General features: G+C 45.5%; 4 protein-coding genes. All 4 read right to left on the bottom strand.

Going from position 1 to position 3,519, the window contains the following annotated elements:
* Positions 1-214: 214 nt before the first annotated feature.
* The 4 genes from FTT77_RS17025 to FTT77_RS17010 all read right to left on the bottom strand — a co-directional run bounded on the left by FTT77_RS17025 (position 215) and on the right by FTT77_RS17010 (position 3,343).
* A complete protein-coding gene (locus FTT77_RS17025) occupies positions 215-439 on the bottom strand; it encodes a hypothetical protein (RefSeq protein ID WP_000743213.1) in 225 nt (74 codons plus the stop codon).
* A complete protein-coding gene (locus FTT77_RS17020) occupies positions 436-1,173 on the bottom strand; it encodes a recombinase family protein (RefSeq protein ID WP_001366550.1) in 738 nt (245 codons plus the stop codon). Before FTT77_RS17020 ends, FTT77_RS17025 begins: the two co-directional genes overlap by 4 nt.
* 148 nt (positions 1,174-1,321) lie before the next feature.
* The gene (locus FTT77_RS17015) at positions 1,322-2,488 is read right to left on the bottom strand and encodes a tetracycline-inactivating monooxygenase Tet(X3) (RefSeq protein WP_024160783.1); all 1,167 of its coding nucleotides are present in this window, start codon (positions 2,486-2,488) and stop codon (positions 1,322-1,324) included.
* A 189-nt stretch (positions 2,489-2,677) separates the two neighbouring features.
* Positions 2,678-3,343: a tyrosine-type recombinase/integrase gene (locus FTT77_RS17010; RefSeq protein ID WP_168400355.1), complete on the bottom strand. Its 666-nt coding sequence runs from the start codon at positions 3,341-3,343 to the stop codon at positions 2,678-2,680.
* Between the last annotated feature and the right edge of the window lie 176 nt (positions 3,344-3,519).

Genomic DNA, 3,519 nt, shown 5'->3' with positions numbered 1-3,519 from the left:
GCATGTTCCGCGTCCTTGCAATACTGTGTTTACATACAGTCTATCGCTTAGCGGAAAGTTCTTTTACCCTCAGCCGAAATGCCTGCCGTTGCTAGACATTGCCAGCCAGTGCCCGTCACTCCCACTCGATTGTAAACAAGCACACAAAACCCTTTAGTGACAACAATTTGCAAGAACTATCAGGCTCAGTGCCATGAAAAATACCATGACCAGATCATGAGGTTGAACACGGCTTGCGCCGGCAGCGTTCACGCTCCTGGTCGGCGATCTCGCCCGGCTGCAATGCTAGCTCAGCATCGGTCATGCGCTCCAGCACGTCGCGTAGGCGGATGGTGCAAGGAATGGGCGGCAGCTCGAACTCATAGCCGCCGGCGATCATTTCGGCCGCAATCTCCTCGGTGATGAAAAACGGCTCGTCGTCTTGGTTCGGCTTCTTCATGCCCTTTCCTCCTGGCGCTCATCCTGGCCGACAGCGGCCAGGGCATCGGCTTCCGTCAATGCGTCCTCCACGAACGCGCCGTGCTGCTTCGCTTCGGCCTGGCTGACCTCGGCCCATATCCGTTTCACCTGGGCCGCACTGTACCCGGCCAGCTCGGCGGTCTTGTTGATGCTGTAGCCGGACTTGCGCAGCGCGACAACTTGGGCGCGGCGCTTCGGATCAGCACGGCGGCCCTTGTACCGCCCGGCCTGGCGGGCCAACTCAATGCCTTGGCGCTGGCGTTCGCGCCTGTCCTCGTAGTCGTCGCGGGCCATCTGCAAGGCCAGGCGAAAAAGCATGATCTGCACGGCTTCCAGCACGATCTTGGCGACGCCCTGGGCCTCGGCCGCCAGGTCGGATAGATCGACCACGCCAGGGACGGCCAGGCGTGCGCCTTTGGCCTGTATCGAGGCCACCAGGCGCTCGGCCTCGGGCAAAGGTAGGCGGCTGATGCGGTCGATCTTCTCGGCAATGACCACCTCGCCGGGCTGTAGGTCGCCGATCATGCGCAGCAGCTCAGGCCGGTCGGCGCGTGCGCCGGATGCCTTCTCACGGTAGATGCCGGCGACGTAGTAGCCGGCGGCCTTCGCGGCCGTAGTGATCGCCTCTTGGCGTTCCAAGTCCTGCGCGTCGGTGCTGACGCGCAGATAGACCCGCGCCACCATCGGCGCGGCTACTGGCTTCGTCCTGCGCATACTTGCGGGCTCCTTTGGGCATACTCAAATGCACCCATCTTAAACTGGCAGCTAATGTACAAAAGTTGATAGAAGCACACAAGTTCAATTTTGCACTTCTGCCCCACTATTGCAAAACTGCTTGTTAGTAGCCGTTTTTTCTTACTGTTTATAGATTCAATAATTTTTGAAACGAAAAATTGGGACTAAACATTTCGGTTTCGTTTTCTGTCGATTCGTCCTGCGTATCTTTTGCATAAACAAACATTTGTTGTTCGTAGTTTTCGATGGCATTTTCAATACTTGTAAATTCTCCGTTTGTAAGGTTTTCAGACAATATCAAAGCATCCAATAATCCCGTATTTACACCCTGTCCTGCAAAAGGCGACATCAAATGAGCAGCATCGCCAATCATTGTTATGGGTAATGGACGGTTACTTTTCCAATCATTGTTCAAAGGAAATTTCCTTGTGGGCAAGCATTGAAATGTTGATACCGAACGTATTAATTGTTTGTAAACTTCACTCCATTTGGAAAATCTTTTCAATAAAAAATCGGCAACGCTGTTTCTGTCCTGAAAATCTAAGGGAATTTTATTTTTCCATTCATCGGGCGTTTTAAAACTAATTCCTAAATACAATGCACCATTATTATTGGGATTGGCAAACAATAAAATGCCCTGATGTCCCGCCATTAATCGGTTGCCGTTGCATAGCTGAAAAAATCCGGGACAGTTTATTTCCGGTTGAAGAATATCAGCTTGGATGTTGAAAGTACCGGTTTCTTCAACTTGCGTGTCGGTAACAAAGCTCCTTATTTTCGACATTCCACCATTGGCAAGAATAACCAAATCTGCTGTTTCACTCGGTTTATTCTCAAAAGTTAGTGTCCACTTCTTCTTACCAGGTTCAAGCATAACAAGTTTTCTATCCCAAATAACCGTGTCGTTTTCTAAACTATTCAACAAGATAGCCCTTAAGTCATTTCTGTTTATTTCAGGATTGTCAAATCGATTTTCGGGCTTTACATTTTTTGTGGATAAAATATTGCCTTTTTCATCAGCAATATTTACACCCATTGGTAAGGCTAAGTCATAATAAGTTTGTAACAATCCCGCTTTTTTCATTGCTTCCTGACCTGAACCTTTGTGTAGGTCAAGGGTTCCACCAAAAATTCTTGCCTCTCGGTCGTTGTCTCTTTCGTAAACTGAAACGTCTATGCCGTTTTGCTGTAATAATTTTGCCATAGTCAGTCCAACGGGTCCACCACCAATTATTGCAACGTTCTTATCACTAAGTAAATTCATTTGTTTGTCTGTATCTATTCGCATTGTCATTCAAAAATGGCACATAACAAGTGGCTATACGCCAAATGGCGTATATATCCACTATATCTTATTTTGCTAAACCTTTCATTATCAGTGACAAATCCGTTTTCAACCGTTTACCGTTCGTTTCTACTCTCTCAAAAGGATTTATATTCATAGTGCTTTTTGTTAAGTTTTGCTCAAATATACAAATCCTTTCTATATATCTAACAAATCCATCGGACTTTTTAATTGTTCCATTCCCTTGGTGGTAATATGTGTATAAACCTCAGTTGTTTTACTGCTTGAATGACCTAACAACGATTGAATATAACGTAAACTCGTACCATTCTCAAGCAAATGCGTTGCAAAGCTATGTCGTAAGGTATGTACAGTAACTTCCTTTTGAATCTTTGCTTTTAAAACAGCTGCTTTAAAAATGTTTTGAATACTTCGGCTTGAGTATGCGCCACCTTTTTGACCTTCAAATAAATAATCTTTTGGTTTATATTCCATAAAGTATGTTCTTAAAATAATTAATGTTTTCTCAGATAAAATGGTATAACGACCTCTTTTTCCTTTTGACTGTTCTATACGAATTTGCATGCGCTTGGAGTCAATGTCTTTTATTTTCAGGTTTATACATTCAGAAATGCGCAAACCTGCCGAATAAATAGTCATCAGAATAGCCTTGTGTTTCACGTTTTCAATAGCGCGTAGTACCCGAATGGTTTCTTCTTCACTCATCACAACAGGAAGTGTTTTTTCTTTTTTTGGTCTTTCGATGAAATATGTTTTCCGTTGTCCACCCAAAACACGTTCGTAATAAAACTTAATCGCATTGATTGCCTGGTTTTGATAAGATATTGAAACTTTTCGCTCCATAACCAAATGTCGGAGAAATGATTGTATATGTCCTTCATTCAATCGATCGACGTATAGGAAGAATAAACGCCCTTTTCACCCAAGTCCAACAGCTTTGGACCGCAGTTGACTCTTTCGACACCCCTGCGATGCAACCCAATCCGGCTGACGGGGAGCCAGCAACGCTGAAAATTTAC

Origin of the sequence: Acinetobacter sp. YH01010, assembly GCF_013420775.1 — a bacterium.
Lineage (GTDB): Bacteria > Pseudomonadota > Gammaproteobacteria > Pseudomonadales > Moraxellaceae > Acinetobacter > Acinetobacter amyesii.
The sequence above is the reverse complement of the archived record's forward strand: the minus strand, read 5'-3'. Positions and strand labels throughout refer to the sequence as shown.

Coding starts and splice junctions, on each gene's coding strand:
- FTT77_RS17025 (WP_000743213.1), bottom strand. CDS start 439: ATGAAGAAGCCGAACCAAGACGACGAGCCGTTTTTCATCACCGAGGAG.
- FTT77_RS17020 (WP_001366550.1), bottom strand. CDS start 1,173: ATGCGCAGGACGAAGCCAGTAGCCGCGCCGATGGTGGCGCGGGTCTAT.
- FTT77_RS17015 (WP_024160783.1), bottom strand. CDS start 2,488: ATGACAATGCGAATAGATACAGACAAACAAATGAATTTACTTAGTGAT.
- FTT77_RS17010 (WP_168400355.1), bottom strand. CDS start 3,343: ATGGAGCGAAAAGTTTCAATATCTTATCAAAACCAGGCAATCAATGCG.